We start from the raw sequence: 22,409 nt of genomic DNA, 5'->3' as shown, positions 1-22,409 counted from the left end.
GCCTGTTAAAAAGTCAGGAGAAATTAACTTGGGGTGACGATTTGACGGGTGTGTTGAATAATCCATCGCTTCGTCGCTGCACTCCTCGCAATGACAACGCGGTAAGAAGCCCTTCTCCTTTGGAGAGGGGTTGGGGTGAGGCGAAAACAGAGCGGTGGCCAACGCAATAAAGGCGGATGCCGCTACTACATCCGAACCAAAATTTCCAGGATTTAAGAATTAACAGAATGTACAACAACGGGAAACGCCCCTCTCCTTTGGAAAAGGTTGAAGTGAGGCGAAAACAGAGCGGTGACTAGAGCAAAAAAGGCGGGCTAACGTTAAGTCTTAACCGGAATTTTTGGATTTAAAAATTAAAAAATCTGCGGCAATGGGAAACGCCCCTCTTCTTCGGAGAGGGTCTCCATAGCTATCGGGAGAGTAGTGGTCCTATTCCTTAAGATTGCTTCGTCGCTGTGCTCCTCGCAATGACAACGCGGAAAAGAAGCCCCTCTCCTTCGTAGAGGGGTTTTGGGTGAGGCGAAAACAGAGCGGTGGCCAACGCAATAAAGGCGGATGCCGCTACTACATCCGAACCAAAATTTCCAGGATTAAAGAATTAACAGAATGTACAGCAAGGGGAACGCCCCTCTCCTTTGGAGAGGGGTTGGGGGTGAGGCGAAAACAGAGCGGTGGCCAGGGCACAAAATAACGAGCCCTCCGCGGCGAATGAGCGGTGCTCAAACAATGTCATCCTGAGGCTGTCGCAGGATCGTGGTGAGGCAAAAACCCACTGCTGACACCAATTTGCCGGTGTAACACCTGCAAAAAATGTGTGACACTTTTCGGTGAAAAATCGCTAACGTGAAACGCTGACATAATTATGCCTTATTGATTTACAACAACTTATAACTCTGACAAAATCTTGTCAAATACTAATAAGTCAGTATCCAGGGGAAAAGTGTAACATGTTACACTCGCATAAATGAGTCAGTGTTTTGGCTTTTTTGCTCTGTCAAATCGCTGCGATGTTGATACCCACAACTTACCACTCACAACGCAAAACTCGCTTATTAACTTATTCGCTTACCTCAGCAAAAAACTGCTTGCCAAAATTCACCAGGAACAACTCCTGCCGGGCGCGGGTGCAGGCGGTATAAAGCCAGCGCAGGAAATCGGTGTTTAACATCTCATCCGTCAGGTACCCTTGGTCAACAAAAACCGCGTCCCACTGACCGCCCTGCGCTTTGTGGCAGGTAACGGCGTAAGAGAATTTTATCTGCAAGGCGTTATAATAAGGGTTGAGCTTTAATTCGTTCATCTGCTGGCGCCGGTTAGGAATATGCGCGTAATCCTTCATCACCTCGGCATAAAACTCCTTTTGCGCGGCGGATGACATGGCCGGCGTCTCGGAGGTTAGCGTATCCAGCATCACCTTGCACTCGATGGTCTTTTCTTCGGCCAGGTCTGATAGCTGCAGCAGTACATCTGCAAAACGGTGGCCATACATTTCTTCCGTGCGGCGTACACGGGTAATCACGCCCATATCACCGTTGGCGATAAAGTCGGTACTGTCGCCCTCGCCGCTTTGCAGCCAGAAATAATTGTTTTTCACCACCATTACGCGGTCGCCGCCGGTTAATTCTTCCTCACGGTACAGTAGGCGGCTGCGTATCTGCTGATTGTACATGTTGGCATTCTTGTTAGAGCGGCAAACGATCAGCGTGTTCTCGAAACCGAATTTGTTGTAGGTATATTCAAGTCCCTCCTGCAGCCGCTCGCCGGTCATCCTGTAAACGTCCTTATAACCTTTGGTAATTATCTGCGGTGCATACTCTTCCCCCTCGCGAATGATGTTGCGGATACCCGTTACATTGAACAATATCCCCGATTCCTTTTGCTGACGCAGCACGTCGGTCAGCTCGTAGCTTTTTACCTCCAGCCCGAAATTGTCTGTCAGCAACTTGGCATCCAGCGCCGGACTAAACTCGCTGCCTACAGGCGGCAGCTGGGCGGTATCGCCCACCAAAAGCAACTTGCAGTTCTTGTCGTTATATACATAGGTGACCAGGTCGGCAAGTAAGGTATCACGCGTAAAGCCGGTGCCTTCATCAGAGATCATTGAAGCCTCATCAACTACGAAAATGGTGTCCTCGGCCAGGTTTATGGCGTTTGCAAAACCTGTATCCATGCCCATGGCCTGGCGTTTACGGTAGATCTTTTTGTGAATGGTAAATGCCTTTTTGCCCGAGTAACCGCTGATCACTTTGGCCGCCCTCCCGGTAGGCGCCAGTAACACCGACTTTAATCCATAATGCCTCAAAGCCTTAACCAATGCACTAACAATGGTTGTTTTGCCTGTGCCCGCGTAGCCCTTTAGAATAAAACAGGCATAACCGCTTTGGTCCATAATGAAGGTATGCAGCTTTTGAAAAAGCCCGGCCTGCTGCGGCGTAGGCTCATGCGGAAATGCTTTCTCTAAATACTGAATGGTTGACAAATTACCCCCTAACCCCCTGAAGGGGGAATGAAAACACAAAGATACTTTTTAGATTAGGGTATCAAACGTCTCAACAAAATTCCCCCTTTAGGGGGCAGAGGGGGTTAAATTTTTATATTACATTTGCTTAGTACATGATCAGCCCGTTAACACCTTACCTAAGCGGAGACTACAATCCCGAAAGCGCGCAGAACTATAATTTGCTGTTAGGCATCAGCGAAAATGAATTCTGCTACCTGGTGACTGAGAATGATACCTTACTGGCATTCGGCGTGAAATTACCGATTAGCCAATTAGCTACACCACTTACGCTTAAAGGTGCCCACCCGGTAAATTACAAACAGGTGATAGCAGGCGTAATGCCCCGCGACTTTTCGATCATCCCTAATGAATTGTTCGACCCGGCTAAGGCGCACGAGTTTGCCAAGTATCTGAAAATAGAAGAAGGCGATAAAATATTCAGTCAGCATGTAGACTCGGGCAACCAGATCGTCTTCTCCTGCAGCAAAAATATCGAAGATCGGCTATCCCAAACCTTCTCAGCTGTAAAGATCAACTTCTTGTATAAAGGCTGGCTGCAAGCCATTGCCCGCAAGCAGCCGTTTAATAACAGTCTTTACATTAACATACAGGATAACCTGATACGCATTGCCAACTTTACAGACGAGAAGCTGAGATTCTACAACCGCTATGCCATATCAGACAACAACGACATAGTATACTATATCGCTCTGGTAGCAGCCGAATTAGGTATAACCCAGTCCGACGCGTCATTAGTGCTAAGCGGTGCTGTTTCTGCTAATGATGATATAGTAGATTCGCTTAAAGAGTTCTTTCGCCAGGTAGAGATCAGCAAGATATCATTGTTATCACATATCCCGGCCGAGGTTGAGCCGCAACACGTTTTGGTATTGTCTGCATTGCAGCTATGCGTATAATTGGCGGCAAGTTAAAAGGCCTGCGGCTTAATCCGCCTGCCAATCTTCCCGTGAGGCCGACGACTGATCTGGCCAAAGAAGCGCTGTTCAATATCCTGCAGAACCAAATAGAGTTAGAAGGCATAACCGTTTTGGATCTCTTCAGCGGCACGGGGAATGTGGCGTTAGAGTTTGCATCAAGGTATGCTGAATCTGTGCTATGTATAGACCGCGCGTTTGGTTGCGTAAAATATGTGACTGAAGTAGCCGCGCAGCATAAACTCGACCAGCTGACAACCCGCAAATCAGACGTTTTTAAATATCTGGCACAGCAAACAGATAAGTACGACCTGATATTCGCCGACCCACCTTACGACCTAAGCCGTATCCCGGAAATTGCCAAAATTGTTTTCGACCGCGATTTTTTGAACCCTGATGGTTTACTGATCATCGAGCACCAGTCTATGCAGAACCTAAGCAACCATCCCGCGTTTGTGGAACAGCGCAGGTACGGGCACTCGTCATTCTCGTTTTTTAGAAATGGCAATTGAGCCGCAATTGCAATGACAAGCAGGACAGTTTGCGTTAGGGACAGAAGCGGCATCTGCGCAGCAGACATAGCGAATGGCCCGACCCGAGCGAAACGAGGGTAACGCCCGAAATAAAGTTTGCAACTTTCATCAAGAACAACCGCTCAGTTATAGTCCTGGCAGTAGGATACCGATTTCATGCTGGGATTGCTTCGTGCCTCGCAATGACAAGGTTTTGTTCTTAAACACTGATAACTATTTATTAATGCCGAAACACTAACTTTATAAAATGAAGATTGCCCTGTTTCCCGGCTCGTTCGATCCTGTAACCAAAGCACATGTTGATATCGTAGAACGCTCTATCGGCTTGTTCGACAAGATCTATATTGGGATTGGTGCCAACAGTACTAAACAAGGGTTCCTGTCAGTAGGCAAACGCGAGGAAATGCTGAGGGCTGTATTTGCGCATGAGCCTAAAATCCACATCGCAGCTTACGAAGGATTAACCATAGATTTTTGCCGAAGCATAAACGCCGCGTACATGATCAGGGGTATACGTACCGTTTCTGATTTTGAATATGAAAAGGCTATCGCTCAAATGAACCATGCCCTTGCGCCGGAGATTGAAAGCATCTTCATTGTAAGCAAGCCGGGCTACTCTTCCATAAGTTCGACCATTGTACGCGAGATATTGAAATACAATGGCGATGTAAGCCAGTTTATTCCGAAGGCGGCGCTAAGTTTTCTTTAATCATCCCCGACTCTTTCATCACTTCCACAATAGACGGAAAAGTGTTGGCCAATATCTCGGAGGTATTGTCTTTGTCAAACCAGCGTACTTCGGTGATGCCCTCCTCCAGTTGGGGTTTCAGTTTACCTTTGCCGGTATATTTCATTTTATACCAGTGGGTCTTTTTCAGCACCACTTCGCCTTTTGATATGTAGGCATGGTATGTTTTGCAGATCTTTTTTCCGCTACTTTCAATTTCGATACCGCACTCCTCTTCTACCTCACGTACACCGCCTTCGCGTGTGGTTTCATCTTTTTCAAGCTTGCCTTTAGGCAGGTCCCAGCTATCGTTACGGTAGATAAACAGGTACTCGCCTTTTTTATTTTTTACCATCCCGCCCGATGCCTCAATGAGCGTAATATTTTTAATTATTTTTTTGAGGAATGCTTTCGGATCTTCTGTAACTACCAAAAATGTATCTCCCTGCCTTCTAAGCACATCTAGGTAAACCTGCCCGAAATCAAACGGCTTTTCAGACATCTTTTGTGCCTTTTTTAATCCCAGAGGAGCACTTTCGGCAATGATGAGCGTCTTATGGTTGATATAAATTTTGTAGTTTCGGGCCATGTTTAACAAAACTGAAATTGAACAGCAAGTAGCAGAATTTTTGCTGCAAATTAAAGCAATAAAACTGCAACCTGCTAATCCTTTTACATGGGCATCGGGATGGAAGTCACCCATTTATTGCGACAACCGCGTAACCCTTTCGCACCATAACATCCGCACCTACATAAGGCAGCAATTATCAGCTTTGATAACAGAAGAATTTGGCACCGTAAACGCTATTGCAGGTGTGGCAACGGCTGGCATTCCACAGGGTGTGCTGGTTGCGCAAGAGCTCGGCCTGCCATTCATATATGTGCGCTCTAAACCTAAAGAACATGGCACTGCTAAGATGATAGAGGGCGAAATCGTTCCCGGACAACGTGTGGCCGTAGTTGAAGATCTAATTTCTACCGGAAAAAGCAGTCTGGCAGCTGTTGAGGCATTGCGCGACGCAGGTTATACCGTAGCCGGACTTGCCGCGATCTTCACTTATGGTTTTACCGCCGCCGAAGACAACTTTAAAGCAGCTAAATGCCGCTTTGCAACGCTATCAAATTATACTGCTTTACTTAAATACGCCGAACAGCATGGTGACATCCAACCTAAAGACCTGGACATCCTAGGCAAATGGCGCGAAGACCCTGCTAATTGGGGTAAGTAGGATTTTATTTTTCGAACGTTCATATCGGTGTATCTACACCGAATTTGTTCTGTGGCTGTCTAGCGTTAGCGATTGCAGCGTAAAGCCCACATCCCGTACCGATAGCTATCGGGATCGGGAGAGGACTTGTAGCGTAAAGCGCGACCCGACGAAGGAGGGTAACGCCCAGAAATCATTACCAATAATGCTTTCCTTTGAGATTCCGAATCAATCCCGATAAATTATTGGGACGGCATGACTTTCCTTTTTGTTCTTTGAACACATTTTTCGCCTTTACCTTTCGCCTTTGACCGTTCCGCCATTTACCTTAATATTTGTACCTTTGCACCTCACAAAATCTTAAGGGTAATAAATGATCACGATATCAAACTTATCGTTGCGTTATGGTAAACGTACACTGTTCGAAGATGTAAACCTAAAGTTTACGCAGGGCAACTGTTATGGCATTATTGGTGCTAACGGTGCCGGTAAGTCTACGTTTCTGAAAATCTTATCGGGCGAGATAGACCCAACCACAGGTTCTGTGAGCTTTACCCCCGGCGAGCGTATGGCGGTGCTTACGCAAAATCACTACGCTTTCGACGAATTTCCGGTAATAGAAACCGTGATGATGGGCCATAAGGAAATGTACAGCGTAATGAAAGAGAAAGACGCTATCTACCTTAAAGAAGATTTTAGCGATGCCGATGGCGAGCGTGCCGGCGAACTGGAAAACCTTTTCGCTGAAATGGATGGCTGGAACGCCGAAAGTAACGCTGCCACATTGCTGAGCAACCTGGGGATAACTGAAGATTTGCATTACAAACTATTGCAGGAACTTGATGGTAACCAAAAGGTACGCGTTTTATTGGCGCAGGCACTTTTTGGCAAACCGGATATTTTGTTACTGGATGAGCCTACCAACGATTTGGACATTAAAACTATTGCCTGGTTAGAAGATTTCCTTGCCGGTTATGAGGCCATCGTGATCGTGGTATCGCACGACAGGCACTTCCTGGATACTGTTTGTACCCATGTGGTAGATATCGACTTCGGTAAGATGACCATCTACACAGGTAACTACTCATTCTGGTATCAAAGCAGCCAATTGGCTTTGAAACAACGTAGTGACCAGAATAAGAAAATGGAAGATAAGGTGAAAGAACTTCAGGAGTTTATCCGCCGTTTCAGTGCCAATGCTTCTAAGTCTAAACAAGCTACGAGTCGTAAAAAAGCGCTTGATAAGATCAACATCGATGAGATCAAAGCAAGTAACCGTAAGTACCCGGCCATTATGTTTAACCAGATGGCGCGCGAAGCCGGCGACCAGATCTTAACCATCGAGAAAATGGGCAAGACCGCCAATGGCGAAGTACTGTTTGATAACATCAACCTGCATGTTAATAAAGGCGATAAGATAGCTGTACTATCTAACAATAGTTTGGCGACCTCTGCCTTCTACGATATTTTGAGCGGTAACGATACCGACTTCCGCGGGTCGTTCAAATGGGGTGTAACCATCAACCCGGCCGAGATTCCTATTGATAATTCTGAATTTTTTGACGGTAAAGATGAGAACCTGATCGATTGGCTGCGCGAATTTTCACCGGGTGAGAAAGACGACCAATTTATCCGCAGCTTTTTGGGCCGGATGCTATTCAGCGGCGAAGAGGTATTGAAAAAATGTAGCGTGCTTAGCGGTGGCGAAAAAATGCGCTGCATGTTTAGCCGCATGATGCTGCAGCAAGGTAACGTGCTGCTATTTGATGAGCCGACCAACCACCTTGACCTGGAATCTATCGAAGCGTTAAACAATGGCATGAAAGATTTTAAAGGCTCCATGCTGTTCACCTGCCGCGACCACGAATTGACAGAAACCGTTGCAACCCGCGTGATCGAATTAACGCCGCACGGCATCATTGACAAGCTGATGACTTACGACGAATATATCAATAGCGACGTAGTCGCCAAACAACGCGAAGAGTTATACGCGTAACGTAACTTAGATTTGTCGCCCTGAGCTTGTCGAAGGGTTGAAATGATAAACGCCCCGCTCAATGAGCGGGGCGTTTTTATTGACGAACATGTTTGGTGAAATTCGGACGATAAACAAATTTTATAATAGGAAGACATTATCATTTATACCCAATCATCAAAGTGCGTACCTTTGCAATAGATGAGAAAGGCAGCCATCTTGACATTAACGGCTTTCTATCTGTTGCTTTCGACAGGTATGTATGTTTGTGCAATGCACTGCGCTGCGGCGGACGTTGTTAGCGCTTCTGCCATCAAGCCCGTTCAAGAGGGAAATAAAATGGGTATGGCAGATATGGAGTGCTGCCATAAAACGTCAAAAAAGCCTGCATCTAAAGAAAATAAAGACTGTGGCAAGCATGCCAGCTTTTCGGTTACAGAAAATCTAAAACCCGTCTCAGAATCAATTTCGTTCGTTCCGGGTGAGGTGTCGTTATTTGATAGCAAAATTTTCGATCTTCAAAAAGTTACCGCGTTAATTCCTGATGTGCAAAGCACACGCGGCCCTGCCCCGCCGTTAATATCCGGTCGGGACTATCTTATTAAAATTCGTACGCTGCTTATCTGAGAAAATGCTTCGGGCTGACCTTGTATAGGTAGCTTAAGACTTCTATCTGCCGACCTGCACCTGCACGTCGTCAAAAATTCTATTTTAATTTTTTAACAAATACCGATCATGAAATATCTTTTCATCGCCCTTTTATTATTTGCCGGCATAAGCCGCACAAATGCGCAGCAACCAGCAGATGCTGCCAACAAAATGCTTACTGCTTATTATGGTCTAAAAAACGCCTTGGTTGCCGACAATACCGCCGAGGCGAAAACTCAGGCCAAAGAATTGCTTGCGAATATAAGCACCTTCCCGGCGGATAAACTTGATGCCGCTCAACTAAAGAATTGGAACACCTATAAAGAAAAGCTGGAGTTTGACAGCCGCCACATCAGCGAGACAGCGGCCATCGCTCATCAGCGCGAACACTTCGAAAGTTTGTCAAAAAACATGTACCAGGTAGTTTCTGCTTTGAAACTCAACAACGCAGCAGTCTATTACCAATTTTGTCCTATGAAAAAGGCAACCTGGCTAAGCGAGACAGCGGCCATTAAAAATCCCTATTTCGGTAAGCAAATGTTAACCTGCGGAAAAACCACAGAAACCATTCCTGCTAAAAAATAACCCCGCGGGCGGCGCCTTCGCGCCGCCCTTGTGAAAATGAAAAGACTGCTTTTTATCATTCTATTATTTTGGAGTGGTGTTGCGTTTGCGCAACACCACATGGCCGGCATGGCGTATCATAACATGTCGAGGGCAGAGATGCGCCTGCCATTTTTTGAGCAAAAGGGCAACCATGCCATCTATCATATTTACCTGAATGATACTACCGTTAATTACAATGGCAAAGCTCGCCCGGCCATGGCTATTAATGGCAGCATACCCGCGCCAACGCTTAATTTTACAGAAGGTGATACCGCGGAAATTTATGTGCATAATGAGATGATGATGGAAACATCGCTGCACTGGCACGGGCTTATTTTGCCCAACAATCAGGATGGCGTTTCGTATTTGACCACTACGCCGATAATGCCGGGCAAAACCTATCATTTTAAGTTTCCGCTTGTACAGCACGGTACTTACTGGTACCACTCGCACACTATGACGCAGGAACAAAGCGGTTTGTATGGCGCATTCATTATCCGCGAACGCGAAAAAACTGCAATTAAGGATTATACCCTGGTGCTAAGTGACTGGACTGATGAAAACCCGGATAATGTTGAACGCATGCTGCACAACGCCAACGACTGGTTTGCAATTAAAAAAAGCAGCACTCAAAATTATGCAGAAGCAATCCGCACTGGGCATTTAAAAACCAAGTTGACCAATGAATGGAAGGGCATGCTGGCCATGGATGTAAGCGATGTGTATTATGATAATTTTTTCGCCAATGGTAAAGTTGAAGATCGGGCACCGCAATTTAAGGCAGGCGATAAAGTGCGCCTGCGTATAGTCAACGGTGCATCGTCCACTTACTTCTGGCTCACATACGCCGGTGGCAAAATAGAGGTCGTAGCCAATGACGGTGCCGACGTGCAGCCTGTTGCTGTCGACCGCTTGATTATTGCCGCTGCCGAAACTTATGATGTTGTTGTAACCATCCCGAAAGATGGCAGTTATGAGTTTTTGGCTACGCCGGAAGATCGCACCAAGCATACCTCGCTTTGGCTGGGCCCGGGTGAAAAACATGCCGCCGTGCACTTGCCGAAACTCAAATATTTTGAGGGCATGAAAATGATGAACGGCATGATGGATATGCACGGCAACATGAAAAACATGGGTATGGACATGGCCAACCAGGTGATGGATATGAACACCGTTATGTACCCCGAGATCAGTGGTGCTGAAAATGCTGCAAGAGACACGTCGGGTATGAACATGCCGGGTATGCCGATGGGCGATCTGGTAACGCTTAATTACGGCATGCTGAAGTCTCCTGTTAAAACCACTTTGCCTACAGGCCATGTGAAAGACCTGTATTTTGAACTTACCGGCAACATGAACCGTTATGTGTGGACCATCAATAACAAGACGGTGTCCGAGGCTGACAAAATTCTGATCAAAAAAGGTGAAAATGTGCGCGTCATCTTATACAACAATACCATGATGCGGCACCCAATGCACCTCCACGGACATTTCTTTAGGGTGTTGAACGGGCAAGGCGAATATTCGCCGATGAAAAATACGCTGGACATTATGCCGATGGAACGCGATACCATAGAGTTTCGCGCTACTGAAAGCGGCGACTGGTTTTTTCACTGCCACATACTCTATCACATGATGAGTGGCATGGGGCGGATATTTAGTTATGAGAATTCGCCACCTAATCCGGATATCCCCGATCCTGCATCATCCATAAAGAAAGTCTACGCTGATGACCGCCGTTTTTACGCCTCGGCCCGGTTGGGTTTAGAGAGCAATGGCAGCGACGCTACCGCTTCGCTGGCTAATACCAGATGGAAGTTCTCAACGCTATGGCACCTGGGTTTGAACGACCGCAGCGGTTACGAAAGCGAAACGATGGCCGGCAGATATTTTGGCCGCATGCAATGGCTGCATGGTTATGTAGGTTTCGATTATCATTATCAAAAGATTTCGGCGCCCGAGAAAACATTACTTGGGCAGGTAAGCAATAAAAATAACAGGCACACGGTTATTGCGGGCTTGGCTTATACCCTGCCTATGCTTTTTGTTGCTGACGCCCGCATAGATGGTAACGGTAAAGTACGCTTACAGCTAGGCCGCGAAGATATTCCGGTAACCAGCCGGCTGCGTTTAAACCTGGTAGGCAACACAGACCGGGAATATACTGCCGGGCTGCTATACATTGTCACCAAAAGCTTTTCTTTCTCTGCCCACTATGACAGCGATATGGGCCTTGGCGGTGGCTTAACGCTGACTTACTAAGCTGCTACCAGAAGATAGAATACAACGCGACGATCAGCCCGCCGACGATAAGGGCACCTGCTGTAAATGCGCGGTTGGTCTTAAACATGCTGCTGTCTACCTCTAGTCCGTTTGTTTTAACGCCTTTGAATGTTTCGACAACCGAGATGATCCACATGCCTATAACGCAGATAAGGAACACAAAACCCATGCGGTCTATAAAGGGTATTTCGTAAACACCCTTGTCGTTCTGTTTAGAGAAACCCGTTGAAGCCAAAAATTGCAGGTTAACCAGCTGCGGTAAAAACTTAAAGAAGCACGAAAGTATAAATCCGCCTACGGCGCCGAATACGGCTGCTGACGAAGTTGTCCTCTTCCAGAAGAAACCCAGGATGAACATGGCAAATATACCCGGCGACACAAAGCCTGTATATTCCTGGATGTATTGAAAGCCTTGCTTGCCCTCGCCCATTAAACTTTCGCCGATAATTAAAGAAAGCACTACGCCAAGCAGCATGGCAATTACCACAGCGACTTTGCCCAGGTTTACCAGTTGCCTGTCTGTAGCGTCCGGCTTGATTGCTTTTTTATAAATGTCCAAAGTGAATATGGTGGCGATAGAATTTGCCTTGCCAGCCAGTGAAGCCACGATTGCCGCTGTCAATGCAGCGAACGACAAACCTTTTAACCCGGCAGGTAAAAGTGTGATGATCGAAGGATAAGCTTTGTTGGGATCCATTACGCCTCTGGAACTCATCATCTCTTGATGGAACATACCCTTTTGGTAAAGATAATACGCCGCGATACCGGGCAGCACTACAATGATAGGCATCAACAATTTCAAAAATGCAGCAAACAGCAAACCGCCACGTGCTGTCTGCAGGTTTGCGCCTAACGCGCGCTGCGTAATATATTGATTACAACCCCAATAGTTAAGGTTCACTATAAGCATGCCGCCTATCAAAACACTAAGTCCGGGTAGGTCCATATAGTTAGGATTGTCCCTTTTCAATATCATGTGGAAGTGGTCGCCGGCGTCGTTGTGTAACGTCTTTAACCCGGCCAGCCAGCCTGTAGTGCCGGTTAACTCGCTAATGCGGTTTAAAGCCAGGTAAGTAGCCACAACCCCGCCTATGATCAATACCAAAACCTGTATCACATCGGTGTACCCAATCACCTTCATGCCGCCCAGGGTGATGATAATGGCAAATAGCGCCAGGAAAGCGATGCACAGGTACAAGTCTAATCCGGAGATATTACTAATAGCGACAGCTCCCAGATAAAGAATAGACATCAGGTTCACTACGATGTACAGCAACAACCAGAATATCGCCATGATCATGGCTACCGTGCCGTTGTAACGCTCGCTCAGGAATTGCGGCATAGTGAAGATCTTATTCTTCAGATAAACCGGAATGAAGAAAATAGCTACCACCACTAGTGAAAACGCGGCCATCCACTCGTATGTAGCTATGGCCAGCCCTTCTTTAAATGCCGACCCGCTGGTGCCAATAAACTGCTCGGCAGAGATATTTGACGCAATAAGCGAAGCGCCAATGGCCCACCAGGTTAAAGAACCTTCTGCCAGAAAATAATCTTTAGAGGTGGCATCGGCGTTGTGTTTGCGCTTATAGATCCAATAGCCGTACGCAGAAACTAAGACAAAATAGATCAGAAAGACAATGTAATCGCCATTGGTGAGCTTACTCATTAGTATAAATTATAACTGGTTGAATTGGGCCGGCGAGTCCGGCAAACAATTATACCGATATAATGCCGCTTTAGCAATGACGGTACCAATAATCTGTCAGCAAAGCTTACTGCAACTTATCTGTGATGTCGAAGCTGTAAGAGTTGGTGTAACTGTTTGGCTTTTCGTTGTAGATGTAGTAGACCAAGTATTTTTTGTCTTTATCTATGCCCTTCAACACATTACCTATTATTTTTTTCACGGCATTATTTTGCTCCCTTACGGCGGCGGTGTCTTTAATGCTGATCTTTGATAAGTAGGAAATTGTTGGATAAGTACCGTCCTTCATTTCTATGGTGCCTATTCTAAAAATGACAGGTTTGCCGGGCACATTATTAAGTACAAGCGGAAATTTGTACTTATCGTTAGCCTGGTTAACGATGATGCCATAAAGCGCGGATGTTTTTGAGTGATCGGGCGGTAGTAGTTCTTCGCTTGGTGTAGCGCATTCGATTGCGCCCGTCATACTGTTAACAGCGTCAACCAAGTAGCCGCGTGCATACTGCGATCTGGCCCTGTCAAAGAGCTCTTTGGCAGCCCTGCCGTTTTTGGTGTATGGCGCCAATTCTATCTTATCCAGCCGCCATCCATAGTTAAACTTACCATAAACCAGGCTTATCATTTTTTGATTGGCACTTTCTTTCGGAATATAAAGGGCGATGTAAGTTTCCCTGGCGACGGAATCCAGGCGCAAACCCAGACTATCGGCCTTAGCATTTAAGAATTTGTCATCGCCGGGTTTGGGGACAATGTAATAATCATCAAACAGCGAATATTTATTCGCTTTCAATTGATTGGCGACCAACTCACGCGTTCGTTTGTTGGCGTTATTGTCCATCAGATCGCGCGAGATCATACTTTCAATAGCGCCCTCCCTACCCGCTTTCAGGAAGGCGAATAAACTATCAGTTAGATTATGAAATTCATTACGTTTTGCAGAAGGAATGCCGGCGTCTTTATAAATGCCCGGCGCAGGGGATGAAGAGTTGCAAGAATAAAGGTAGCCTGATGCGATGATTAGCAAGGCAGTTTTGAAGTAGCGATAAGGTATTGTCATGTTTTAGGTTAAGAACAAATATATCTTATCGCAACCAATAAAATAAGGGGACAGCGCTTTTGTATATTTAAATTCCCTATAATCGCTTAACGCAATTTAAGAAGCAATGGAACAATATGTGATCGGGGTAGATTATGGCACCGACTCGGTACGCACAGTAATTATCAATGCCGAGGATGGCAGTGAGATGGCTTCTTCCGTTTTTAATTATCCGCGCTGGCAAAAAGGATTGTATTGCGATGCCCGCGCTAGCCAATTCCGTCAGCATCCGTTAGACTACATTGAAGGTTTGGAAACCACAATTATCAATTGCGTAAAACAAGCCGGGCCCAACGTAGCCGCGAAAATTAAAGCTATTTCCATAGATGCGACGGGCTCTACGCCTGTCGCGGTAGATATAAGCGGCACACCCTTAGCCTTGCTGCCTGGCTTTGAGGAAAACCCTGATGCGATGTTCATCTTGTGGAAAGACCACGCCGCGGTTGAGGAAGCAGCTAAGATAAACGGGCACGCGAAGGACTATGACGCTGATTATTTAAAATATATCGGTGGCATTTACTCGTCAGAGTGGTTTTGGGCTAAACTGATGCACGTCATGAATAATGACGAGGCCGTTGCCGACAAGTTATATACCTGGCTTGAACATACCGACTGGATGCCGTTTTTGCTGACCGGCGGTACGAATGCTAATGACATAAAACGCAACCGATGCGCGGCCGGCCACAAAGGTTTATGGGCCGAAGAGTTTGACGGGTTACCGCCCAAAGAATTCTTTATGTCACTTGATCCGAAACTGGATAAGGTTTATGCCACGTTTGCTAAAGATACTTACACCGCCGATAAAGCTGCCGGAACCATCAGCACTGAATGGGCTGACAAGCTGGGCCTGCCTACCGATGTACTGATAGGTATTGGCGCCATAGACGCGCACATGGGCGCGGTTGGCGGAGAAATTGAGCCATATTATTTAAGCAAGGTAATGGGCACCTCAACCTGCGACATGCTGGTGATCCCGGTCGATGAGATCAAAGCCGAACCTGTTGCAGGAATTTGCGGACAAGTAAATGGCTCCATCATTCCGGGCATGATAGGCCTCGAGGCAGGGCAATCAGCCTTTGGTGATGTTTATGCCTGGTTTAAAAATTTGATCTCGTGGCCTATTGACCAACTGCTGCCGCGAACCAAATTAATCAGTGCGGAACTTGCTTCACAATTGCGGGACGAATTGGAAGGGAAGATATTAAATGAACTAAGCGCCACGGCGGCACAGCTACCGCTGGCCGATGACGACGAGTTAGCGATAGAATGGCTTAATGGCCGCCGCACACCTGATGCTAACCCATTGGTTAAGGGTGCAGTTACGGGCCTCGATCTGGGTACAGACGCGCCACGGATGTTTCGTGCGCTGGCGGAGGCAACTTGCTTTGGTGCTAAAAGTATTGTTGACAGGTTTATAGCCGAGGGAGTGCCGGTTAAAGGGATTATTGGCATCGGCGGGGTGGCAAAAAAATCGCCCTATATAATGCAAATGATGGCCGATGTATTAGGAATGTCCATTAAAGTCCATCGCTACGAACATACCTGTGCTTTAGGTGCGGCTATGTTTGCAAGTGTTGTTGCAGGCATCTTCCCAAATGTTGAAGGTGCTAGGCAGGCAATGGGTGGTGGTTTTGATAAAATTTACCAACCAAATGACGAGGTCAAAGATCATTACCTTTCCCGCTACGCGAAATACAAACGCCTTGGTGATTTTATAGAAGGTGCTTAACCGGCGGCAAGCAAACCTCTTGATTTTTGCACGTAGTAAGTGATCTTATCGTAAAGGTCAATATAGTTGAATGGCTTGCCCACGCAGTCGTTCATGCCGGCCTCGGCAGTTTTTTGCTTAATGTCGTCTATCATCGACGCGGTTAAGGCAATGATGGGCACAGTTTTATAATAGTCGCCGTTCAGTTCCCGTATCGCTTTTGTTGCCTCATACCCATCCATTTCGGGCATCTGCAAGTCCATCAACACAATATCAAAAATAAGGTTGCGCATCATATCGATAGCCATTTGGCCATTCTCCGCCACCTCGCATTCGACACCCCACTGCGCCAGATATTTTTTCAACAGCAAAACATTCAGCGGATTATCTTCCGCGATTAAAAGAGAAACACCTTTTAATGACATGGCGTCGCCCTGGAAAACTTGCTTAGGCTCCGCCTTTACAACAGGCGCTTCGGCTTCAACCTTCTTCATTTTCAAAACGAATGAGAATGCCGAGCCTTCGCCCATTTTACTGCGAACCTTTATATTGCCGCCCATTAGCTCCACCAGGCGTTTACAAATAGCGAGACCTAAGCCCGTGCCACCAAAGTGTCGGGTTGTAGAGCTGCTGGCCTGGGTAAATATTTCGAATATATAATCCTGCTTGTCATCTGGTATACCGATACCTGTATCAGAAACCTCAAAATAAACCGACGTAGTATCAGGCTTATCGTCAACCTTTTTAAGCGTAATAGTTACCGCGCCTTGTTTAGTAAACTTAATAGCATTGTTTACCAGGTTGATAATGATCTGCCCTAATCGCACAGGGTCGCCTAAAACTTTTACATCCGCCATGGTATCGGCGCTTACGTTTAAACCGATCTTTTTGGTGATAGCAAATTGTTTATTAGACAAGTAGATGTTCTGTACAAGCTCTGCAGGGCTAAAAGGCACCTCCTCGAAGCTCACCATACCTTCTTCCAGCTTGCTAAGACTAAGAATGTCATTAATGATCACCATCAGGTTATCCGCAGAAAACTTAAGCGGGCGCAGGCTTTCTAACTGATCTTCGCGAGGGTTTTCTAACAATATTTCTGTAAAGCCGATAACCGCGTTCATTGGTGTACGTATCTCGTGGCTCATAACAGACAGGAACCTCGATTTAGCAATCACTGCCTCTTCTGCTTCCTCTTTGGCTTTGATCAGTTCCTGCTGGGCCAGCACCCTGTCGGTGATCAGCTCGGTAAACATAATAACACCGCCAATTTTATCAGCGCTTTCATACCATGGACGAATGTCCCAGCGTATCCATTCTTCCTTCCCATCGCGACGTACAAAATGATCTTTTTCTTTGGTGAAGCTTTCACCGTTCAGGCATCGCTTAAGATAGTCGCGCCACTCATCGGGTATTTCAGAGAAAACCTCGAAATGGCTTTTGCCAATGATAGAATTTACATCGATGTTATAAGAGGCCATCCATATCTGGCTGGCTGCGATGTAGTTCATGTTGGTATCGAACATGGCGATAGAGACCGGCGCAGAACTGATGAATTTTTCCATCAGGTCTTTCTTCATCAGGGCCTCTTCTTCGTGTTTCTTCCGCTCGGTGATATCCTGGAACACACCGTAAAGTCTTACGCAAACACCATTCTCAAACTCGGGCTGGCCGATAGTGCGTGTCCAGACCTCTTTGCCCTGGGCGTTCACGATCTGCAATTCCAGATCATACGGAATGTTTTTACCTACAGCGTCATGAAAAGCGGCTACTAACGTATCGCGGTCTTTGCCTTCTTTAAAAAACGTTGACGCGCTGCCCCGTACAGGCACATAATCCATCCCAACGCCAAATATTTTTTTAGTAACCGGTGACCAGGTCACCTTCTCTGTAGCCATGTCCAATTCCCAGCCACCAACGCGCGCCACCTCATTAGTTTTGTCCAGAAAATCTTTCATCACCAAAAAATCGCGGTGCAGTTCTTTACGCGGCGTGGTATCCATAAAAATACCGTTCATTAGCTTTGGCTGGTTCAGCGCATCTAGCTTGGTAATGCCGCCTGTAAACATGAAGTATTTTATCTTATCAGGGAATCTGAACCTCACCTCTTGCACAAAGGGTTTTGAACCTTTGGCGGCAATGTGTTCACTTATCTTTTCATGAAACTTTATACGGTCTTCGTCTACAAGTTTCCCTGCTGAAAATGGCTGGTTAAGAAGTGCATCAGACGGGTAACCCAGTTGCGCTAACAAGCCCGGGTCGTCAAAAGGAGTGTCTCCTTTCATGTCCCATATCCAATATCCGGTACTCAGGTCTTCACTTAACAGGTTACGTTCTTCCATTCTTTAAAAGGGGTCAAGACAGAATAAGCGCAATGATAAACAAGAGAAAGTGCGTATACAAACACTTATCGTGACGATAAGACCCTTTTTGTGTCATTTTTGTTTGTGATTGAACAAAATGGCAAGCCTTCCAACTAATGGTTAATCATTACTAAGGTTATATACGCAAAGCCGCGGGAACGGTTGCATACTAACTGCAGATATTGAAAATTAACCGTAGTTTAAGCGTTGAGGTATTCCCCTAACTCTAAGCGCGCATCAGGTTCAAAGGTGTACCGTTCCAGTCCGGGAAGAGCACTTTGTTATTGCTGATGAGCAACTGCTTATCTGCAATATTGCTAAATACACTGCGGAAATCTGTAGTTACAGGCAAGTCGCGGCCATCTTCGAGGTTTTCTGCAGACATCGGTTTTACGTCGCCATAAACCATACCGCCTGCTATATTATTGCTCAAGATAAAGTTGCAAGAAGCACGGCCATGGTCTGTGCCACCTGTTCCGTTCTGGTGAACAGTGCGACCAAACTCTGTCATGGTCATTATGGTAACATCATCCTGATGCGTTTCCAGATCGTTCCAAAAAGCCATCATGCTATTGCTCAGGTCGGCAACGTTGCGGGCAAAAATACCGGTGTCTGTCCCCTGATTAAAATGTGTATCCCAACCGTTCGATTCTGCAAACGCAACTTCGAGGCCGACATCCATTTTGATTAGCTGAGCGATCTGTTTTAGTGAGTTGCCCAAAGCCGTGTTTGGGTAAACCACACCATTAGCCGGGCGGTAATTTTTTACATCTGTTTTTTGCAGCATCTTCATGGCATCAAAGCTTTCCTTACCTGTGTCCTTTAACAGGCCCGAAGAAGTTTGGTCGTAAAGGTCTTCAAAGCTTTTTGCAGCCATGCTGGCGCCCTGTTGGTTGCCTCGCATTTGGATTGTAAAATCGTCCAGATTGTTGATCGCTACAGACGGGTTGTCGCCATATAATGATCTCGGCAATGCCGATGTGATGCTCACAGCCGTAAAGGGCGTCATTGCATCGTGACCTAGCAAGCCCACTGCCCTGTTTAACCACCCGCTTGCCGTGCCTTTGTTAAAAGGCGTGCCCGATTCCATATAGTCTTGCGCAGCAAAGTGCGAACGGGTATTATTTGGCGAACCAATGCCATGTACTATTGCAAGGCGCTTGTCGCGAAACATGGGCTCAAAGGCTTTCATGGATGGGTGCAGTCCAAACTTACCGTCGAGGTCTATCAGCGATTGCCCGCTCCCCGCCTTTGCCGCGGACATGAATAACGTTGGCCTTGCCGCTTTTAAATACTGGTCTGTAAACGGTGTTACCGCCATCAATCCATCCATTGCCCCACGCTGGAAAATGCAAACCAGCGTTTTTTTCTTCTTATAGATCGGCGTATTTTTAACGCTGGCTGCAACTTCTGCGATAAAACCAGGTATGCCACCCATAAGGCCAACGCCAAACAGCGCCAACCCGCCGGACTTAATGAATCCTCTTCTTGATAACATGACTATATTGTTTTAATAGGGTTTCTAAAATATTTTCCTCCCACTCTTGAGAGGGGTTAGCTGTGTGTCACCTTCGCTGGTACTCCGGCGAACCAATTATTACCCCTACTACCTGCGCCAGCATGGTGTTACTTGTTGGTGTCAGCACAGCTTTGGCATAAATGAGATCTTTAGTTTTAGGAGGTGCTAACATGGCATCACTGCCACTTTGCATTGCTGTGGCAGGCTTGATATTCGTATCTGTGTTAGGCGTTGTCTTATTGCTTGCGGCGCTGACTTTGTTCACCAGCTCGGGGTCTGTAAGCATTGGTGTCAAACGTTTTACCGTTTGCGTCAGGTCCCGGCCTGGCAACAGCATTTTACCATATATGGTCAAAGCGGCCTGCGCGCTTTCCGGCTCATGGTTCTGATTCAGCGCCGCCAGATTAACAGTTACACCGGGGATGCGGCCTGATGCGATGGCCAAACCAAAATTCATGCGGTTTAATAATGCGCCTGTATTTATCCAGTATTGGCCCCTATCCGGGAAACCGGTTGGCGCGATGTAGTAATACATCTTTTCGCCCATCTTATTGATCCAATTGAACAACTGGTAAGGCTGCTTTATGTTAGCATTTAATGCCCTTACCGCTCCGATGGTCAGCTCCATAGGCGATTTTGTTTTCTCGCGCACAGACGCAGCACTCCAAAACTCCGGCGATGAAACCATCGTGATCAATACCTGCTTTATGTCGCCATCCTGAGTCAGGAAGGTTTTGGCCATTTTATCTATCAGTTTTTGCGGCGGATTATCACTCACAAAACGTGTTGCCAGTTTCTTACTTATAAATTTCGCGGTAGCCTCTTTATGTGCCAACATTTCCAGCATATCTACACCATCGGGGTAACCGCCGTTAGGGCCGTATGTTTTTCCAAGCACAGTTACCTCTGCACTTTCATGACGGTTAGGGTTGAACATGAAGTCGCCTTCATGAACAAAACCCCGCGCTGCTAATTGTTCAGGCGTAAAACGGCTAAGCAAATTTTGTACAGCGTTACCGTACGTGCCTATAGGATATATTGTCCACCCGGTTAATACCTTTGCCGCGTTAGTAACGTCCTGCTGCGTGTAGCCGCCATCAACCCCAAGGGTATGGAGCTCCATCACCTCGCGGGCATAATTTTCATTCAGCCCCTGCGTTTTACGCGCCTGGTTTGCTTTGTTTATGGCTGCCATCGCCCTTGTGGTATCCTGCATATTGTTCTGCAGGTTACGTATCACATTCTGGCGCACAGCATTAGCCGCCGCGGCTGCCCTTGCCGGGTTTGCCGGCGTGCCGCTACTATTAAAATTGTCTAAATAGTACAGCATAGCCGGCGACTTAGCAGTAGCCAGCAACAGATCGCCAAATTTACCCAAAGCATTCGGCCTGATGACATCTCGCTCATAGGCAGGAATAAATTGCGCACAATCGTTTTTGGTGATAGACACGTTAAAGTGGTTAAACCAAAAGCTGGTCATCACCTCCTGCAGCTGGTTATTGCTGTAGGCTGCCCTTAATATCTTTTGATTGATGAATTGCCTGAACAGTTCCTGCTCGGGGCGCAGGCCGTTTTGTTTCATGTAGGCCTGTATGCGGTCTTTGTACTCCTTCCTGTCAGAGCGTAAAGAATCTTTGTTGATAGCGCTATCGCGCACAGCCATTCTAAGCACCTGCGCGGGTTTAGGGAATTGTTCTGCAACCTGCGAGTTGGTAAACTGCAATGCGTCGTAGTTTCTCAATAGATTGTTAAGAGAATCATCAGGTAACTTGGCATCCAATTGCTGTTGAAACCAGTTTTCCAATCCTTGTTTTGCAACCGCTTGTACCTCGCCCGGTGTTGGCCCGTAAGTAAACCGACTTAGCAAGTGAGCAGCTGCTTGTTCCCGCGTTAAACCCGCCTGCTTATACGGAAATTTAAAGGTATAGCGGTTGTGCGCGTCATTGAAATAAGACGAAAGCGTAACAGCGCTAATTAAGGCAATACAAAGTGTCAGGATATATTTAAACGGGGTTTTCATAGACATGAACGTATGTACAAATAATCTGACTGTGAACGGCTTAAGAGGTTTAATAAAGATAACGCTATTTTATCTCTGGGTATGAGTTGTAGTCTCTTAATCTTCCGATCGCATTAAACCTTCAAATTAAAAAGCCCTCCTACAACAAAATAGAAATTATGAAAAAAGCATTTTTAATTATAACCCTCATCGCCGGATTTGGCGCTGCCACATTCGCGCAGGACAAGGCCAAAACCCCTGAGCAACGGGCTGATCATCTCACCAAAGCATTGCAAAAAAGGCTGAACCTCACTGCCGATCAGGCCGGGAAAGTACATACTATTATGTTTGAGCGTGCCACCCGTGTGGATAGTCTTAAACTTAACGGTGCGGGCGGCGACAAGAAAATGAACCGCATGGTAAGGCGTGACATCAAATATACAACTGATCAAAAATTGACTGCGGTACTAAACGCCGACCAATTAAAGGCCTTCAAGGATTGGAAAGCAACGCATAAAAACAAACACGGTAATAAACCCGCAGCGCAAACTGATGTCAAACAAGGGTAATTAAACAAACCACCCGCCTATGTGGCTAATTTAAA

Annotated in this window: 17 protein-coding genes; 10 read left to right on the top strand and 7 right to left on the bottom strand. The window is 46.5% G+C overall.

Annotation, left to right across the window (positions count from 1 at the left end):
• Positions 1–1,057: 1,057 nt before the first annotated feature.
• A complete protein-coding gene (locus tag GO620_RS02770) occupies positions 1,058–2,479 on the bottom strand; it encodes an ATP-dependent DNA helicase (RefSeq protein ID WP_157522221.1) in 1,422 nt (473 codons plus the stop codon).
• A 134-nt stretch (positions 2,480–2,613) separates the two neighbouring features.
• Between GO620_RS02770 and GO620_RS02765 the strand changes: the two genes are divergently transcribed.
• The 3 genes from GO620_RS02765 (at position 2,614) to coaD (ending at position 4,677) form a co-directional block, all read left to right on the top strand.
• On the top strand, positions 2,614–3,417 hold the full coding sequence (locus tag GO620_RS02765) for a DUF3822 family protein (protein WP_157522224.1): 804 nt from the start codon (positions 2,614–2,616) through the stop codon (positions 3,415–3,417).
• Positions 3,408–3,947 (top strand): 16S rRNA (guanine(966)-N(2))-methyltransferase RsmD, encoded by a 540-nt coding sequence (gene rsmD, locus GO620_RS02760; RefSeq protein ID WP_157522227.1) that lies wholly within the window; start codon positions 3,408–3,410, stop codon positions 3,945–3,947. Before GO620_RS02765 ends, rsmD begins: the two co-directional genes overlap by 10 nt.
• A 268-nt stretch (positions 3,948–4,215) precedes the next feature.
• On the top strand, positions 4,216–4,677 hold the full coding sequence (gene coaD, locus GO620_RS02755) for a pantetheine-phosphate adenylyltransferase (protein ID WP_157522230.1): 462 nt from the start codon (positions 4,216–4,218) through the stop codon (positions 4,675–4,677).
• Here the strand turns inward: coaD and GO620_RS02750 are convergent.
• Positions 4,646–5,284: an NUDIX hydrolase gene (locus tag GO620_RS02750; RefSeq protein WP_157522233.1), complete on the bottom strand. Its 639-nt coding sequence runs from the start codon at positions 5,282–5,284 to the stop codon at positions 4,646–4,648. The two genes, coaD and GO620_RS02750, sit on opposite strands and share 32 nt — an antisense overlap.
• Here GO620_RS02750 and pyrE point away from each other — a divergent pair.
• The 5 genes from pyrE (at position 5,283) to GO620_RS02725 (ending at position 11,394) form a co-directional block, all read left to right on the top strand.
• The gene (pyrE, locus tag GO620_RS02745) at positions 5,283–5,924 is read left to right on the top strand and encodes an orotate phosphoribosyltransferase (protein ID WP_157522237.1); all 642 of its coding nucleotides are present in this window, start codon (positions 5,283–5,285) and stop codon (positions 5,922–5,924) included. The two genes, GO620_RS02750 and pyrE, sit on opposite strands and share 2 nt — an antisense overlap.
• A 352-nt stretch (positions 5,925–6,276) precedes the next feature.
• Entirely contained in the window at positions 6,277–7,899 is a 1,623-nt protein-coding gene (locus GO620_RS02740) for an ABC-F family ATP-binding cassette domain-containing protein (protein ID WP_157522240.1), read from the top strand.
• A gap of 180 nt (positions 7,900–8,079) precedes the next feature.
• Entirely contained in the window at positions 8,080–8,505 is a 426-nt protein-coding gene (locus tag GO620_RS02735) for a hypothetical protein (RefSeq protein WP_157522243.1), read from the top strand.
• 108 nt (positions 8,506–8,613) lie between these two features.
• The gene (locus tag GO620_RS02730; protein WP_157522246.1) at positions 8,614–9,111 is read left to right on the top strand and encodes a DUF3347 domain-containing protein; all 498 of its coding nucleotides are present in this window, start codon (positions 8,614–8,616) and stop codon (positions 9,109–9,111) included.
• Positions 9,112–9,147: 36 nt separating this feature from the next.
• Positions 9,148–11,394: a multicopper oxidase domain-containing protein gene (locus GO620_RS02725; RefSeq protein ID WP_198173460.1), complete on the top strand. Its 2,247-nt coding sequence runs from the start codon at positions 9,148–9,150 to the stop codon at positions 11,392–11,394.
• Positions 11,395–11,398: 4 nt separating this feature from the next.
• Here the strand turns inward: GO620_RS02725 and GO620_RS02720 are convergent, their stop codons facing one another.
• Both GO620_RS02720 and GO620_RS02715 read right to left on the bottom strand, forming a co-directional pair.
• Complete coding sequence (locus GO620_RS02720) at positions 11,399–13,084, bottom strand: sodium:solute symporter family transporter (protein WP_157522249.1); 1,686 nt, start codon at positions 13,082–13,084, stop codon at positions 11,399–11,401.
• Positions 13,085–13,190: 106 nt separating this feature from the next.
• On the bottom strand, positions 13,191–14,180 hold the full coding sequence (locus tag GO620_RS02715) for a hypothetical protein (protein WP_157522252.1): 990 nt from the start codon (positions 14,178–14,180) through the stop codon (positions 13,191–13,193).
• 106 nt (positions 14,181–14,286) lie between these two features.
• Here GO620_RS02715 and GO620_RS02710 point away from each other — a divergent pair, with 106 nt between their 5' ends.
• Entirely contained in the window at positions 14,287–15,948 is a 1,662-nt protein-coding gene (locus GO620_RS02710; protein ID WP_157522255.1) for a ribulokinase, read from the top strand.
• Here the strand turns inward: GO620_RS02710 and GO620_RS02705 are convergent.
• From GO620_RS02705 to GO620_RS02695, 3 genes are all read right to left on the bottom strand, one after another.
• Positions 15,945–18,266, bottom strand: coding sequence for a hybrid sensor histidine kinase/response regulator (locus tag GO620_RS02705; protein WP_157522258.1), 2,322 nt, complete (start codon positions 18,264–18,266; stop codon positions 15,945–15,947). The genes GO620_RS02710 and GO620_RS02705 overlap by 4 nt on opposite strands.
• 247 nt (positions 18,267–18,513) lie before the next feature.
• Positions 18,514–19,785 (bottom strand): DUF1501 domain-containing protein, encoded by a 1,272-nt coding sequence (locus GO620_RS02700; RefSeq protein ID WP_157522261.1) that lies wholly within the window; start codon positions 19,783–19,785, stop codon positions 18,514–18,516.
• Positions 19,786–19,852: 67 nt separating this feature from the next.
• Positions 19,853–21,826, bottom strand: a complete 1,974-nt coding sequence (locus GO620_RS02695; protein WP_157522264.1) for a DUF1800 domain-containing protein — start codon at positions 21,824–21,826, stop codon at positions 19,853–19,855.
• 158 nt (positions 21,827–21,984) lie between these two features.
• On the opposite strand from GO620_RS02695, the gene GO620_RS02690 reads away from it, so the two are divergent.
• Positions 21,985–22,374 carry a hypothetical protein gene (locus GO620_RS02690; RefSeq protein ID WP_157522267.1) on the top strand — a complete coding sequence of 130 codons (390 nt, stop codon included), beginning with the start codon at positions 21,985–21,987 and terminating at the stop codon, positions 22,372–22,374.
• The last annotated feature ends 35 nt before the right edge of the window (positions 22,375–22,409 follow it).

It is taken from the genome of Mucilaginibacter ginkgonis (assembly GCF_009754905.2).
GTDB classification, from domain to species: Bacteria; Bacteroidota; Bacteroidia; order Sphingobacteriales; family Sphingobacteriaceae; genus Mucilaginibacter; species Mucilaginibacter ginkgonis.
Note: the sequence above shows the minus strand (reverse complement) of the source record. Positions and strands in the feature narration are given on the sequence as shown.

Coding starts and splice junctions, on each gene's coding strand:
- GO620_RS02765 (WP_157522224.1), top strand. CDS start 2,614: ATGATCAGCCCGTTAACACCTTACCTAAGCGGAGACTACAATCCCGAA.
- rsmD (WP_157522227.1), top strand. CDS start 3,408: ATGCGTATAATTGGCGGCAAGTTAAAAGGCCTGCGGCTTAATCCGCCT.
- coaD (WP_157522230.1), top strand. CDS start 4,216: ATGAAGATTGCCCTGTTTCCCGGCTCGTTCGATCCTGTAACCAAAGCA.
- pyrE (WP_157522237.1), top strand. CDS start 5,283: ATGTTTAACAAAACTGAAATTGAACAGCAAGTAGCAGAATTTTTGCTG.
- GO620_RS02750 (WP_157522233.1), bottom strand. CDS start 5,284: ATGGCCCGAAACTACAAAATTTATATCAACCATAAGACGCTCATCATT.
- GO620_RS02740 (WP_157522240.1), top strand. CDS start 6,277: ATGATCACGATATCAAACTTATCGTTGCGTTATGGTAAACGTACACTG.
- GO620_RS02735 (WP_157522243.1), top strand. CDS start 8,080: ATGAGAAAGGCAGCCATCTTGACATTAACGGCTTTCTATCTGTTGCTT.
- GO620_RS02730 (WP_157522246.1), top strand. CDS start 8,614: ATGAAATATCTTTTCATCGCCCTTTTATTATTTGCCGGCATAAGCCGC.
- GO620_RS02725 (WP_198173460.1), top strand. CDS start 9,148: ATGAAAAGACTGCTTTTTATCATTCTATTATTTTGGAGTGGTGTTGCG.
- GO620_RS02720 (WP_157522249.1), bottom strand. CDS start 13,084: ATGAGTAAGCTCACCAATGGCGATTACATTGTCTTTCTGATCTATTTT.
- GO620_RS02715 (WP_157522252.1), bottom strand. CDS start 14,180: ATGACAATACCTTATCGCTACTTCAAAACTGCCTTGCTAATCATCGCA.
- GO620_RS02710 (WP_157522255.1), top strand. CDS start 14,287: ATGGAACAATATGTGATCGGGGTAGATTATGGCACCGACTCGGTACGC.
- GO620_RS02705 (WP_157522258.1), bottom strand. CDS start 18,266: ATGGAAGAACGTAACCTGTTAAGTGAAGACCTGAGTACCGGATATTGG.
- GO620_RS02700 (WP_157522261.1), bottom strand. CDS start 19,785: ATGTTATCAAGAAGAGGATTCATTAAGTCCGGCGGGTTGGCGCTGTTT.
- GO620_RS02695 (WP_157522264.1), bottom strand. CDS start 21,826: ATGAAAACCCCGTTTAAATATATCCTGACACTTTGTATTGCCTTAATT.
- GO620_RS02690 (WP_157522267.1), top strand. CDS start 21,985: ATGAAAAAAGCATTTTTAATTATAACCCTCATCGCCGGATTTGGCGCT.